This window comes from Halorubrum sp. AD140, from assembly GCF_034497445.1.
GTDB lineage: Archaea > Halobacteriota > Halobacteria > Halobacteriales > Haloferacaceae > Halorubrum.
Genome location: NZ_JAXRUU010000198.1, coordinates 1 through 1,406, shown reverse-complemented (window position 1 = coordinate 1,406; position 1,406 = coordinate 1). Strand labels below are relative to the sequence as shown.

Sequence of the window (1,406 nt, the reverse complement as noted above, 5' to 3'; positions counted from 1 at the left end):
CTATGTCCACCGACGACAGCAAACCCACAGCTGAATCGCCGAAGACCGAACCCGCACCGACACCGCTCGTCGCAGCGGCAGACGTATCGATTGCTGACCGACCAACAGTCCATGTGCCCGAGGAACGGCTCTATCCTTTGGCCGAACACGCGCGTCACATTGCGGACACGTGGTCTGGGACGCGTCGGGACCATCTGACTGGGCTGCTCGGGGAAGACGCATTTGCAAAGCACCTCGGTATCGCAGATCGTCTCAATGTCGAGGTCTACACCGACGGTGGTGACGGTGGGTTCGATCTCAAGTGTCGTGGTGCGACAATCGATGTGAAGACGGTTGGTCGACAGCGGTCTGACCCTGACCTCACCGTGGACGCGTACAAGCCACTTCACGCCGACTACTACGCACTGGCGTCACGCGTCGACGAGACGGACGTGCGACTTATCGGCTACGCCCCACGCCAGTTCGTTGCGAACGCATCAACACTCACCCACAAGGGCCGGCCGTATCACGTCGTCGAACAGGATTACCTGTTCCCGTTCCGCTAACACCACTACTATGCGCATCTAAAACACGTTTCTATTTTCTTTGCTGTCAAAAAGCTTATATTTATTAAAATTGGGGGCGACCTACTCCAAATAGTTCGTGTGCGGCTCTGCGCCCGATAGCTTCGAGTGTGTTCATGATCATCGTTTGGATGAACAGCCGATGGGCGATGACGTCGAACGGGGTGAACTCACAAGTTGGTCCGACACGGACACTCAGGAGGCTGGTGAGCGTGCTCCTGACCGCGTCGTCTGTCACGTCGACATGGACTGCTTCTACGCGTCCTGCGAGCGGCTGCGCCACGACGACCTCGACGACGAACCCGTCGTGGTCGGGATGGGGTACGAGCCGGGCGAGTCGATCGGCGCGGTCGCGACCGCGAGCTACGAGGCCCGCGAGTTCGGCGTCGAGAGCGCGATGCCAATCTCGAAGGCCTTGGAGCTCCTCCCCCGCCGCGCCGACGCGGACCCGGACGACCCGGACGCGCCGGATCCGGCGGAGACGGGCCGGTACCTCCCCGTCGACCTCGACTTCTACGAGGACGTGGCGAGCGAGGTGAAGGCGGTCTTACGCGACTGCGCCGACACGCGGCGGGAGGTGAGCAGCGACGAGGCGTACCTCGACGTCACCGACCGAACCTCGTGGGCGGTCGCGGGAGGTGGCGGCGTGACCGACGACGGCGCCGCCGCCCCCGAAGGTCCCCCGCCGAGCGGCGCCGCCGGCCCCGCCGAGGCGCGGACCCTCGCGGAGGGGTACGCCCGGCACGTGAAAGACCGGATCGAGCGGGAGGCGGGCGTGCCGGCGAGCGTCGGCGTCGCGCCGAACATGTCGGCAGCGAAGGTCGCCAGCGACGCCGACAAGCC

At 64.4% G+C, this 1,406-nt stretch carries 1 protein-coding gene and 1 pseudogene; both read left to right on the top strand.

Annotated elements, in window-relative coordinates; all coding sequences use genetic code 11:
- Positions 1-545: hypothetical protein (locus U4E84_RS17400; protein ID WP_322533351.1), on the top strand; the 545-nt coding region annotated here is incomplete at its 5' end.
- A gap of 160 nt (positions 546-705) precedes the next feature.
- Positions 706-1,406 (top strand): annotated as a pseudogene (locus U4E84_RS17395) (DNA polymerase IV); the annotation flags it as partial.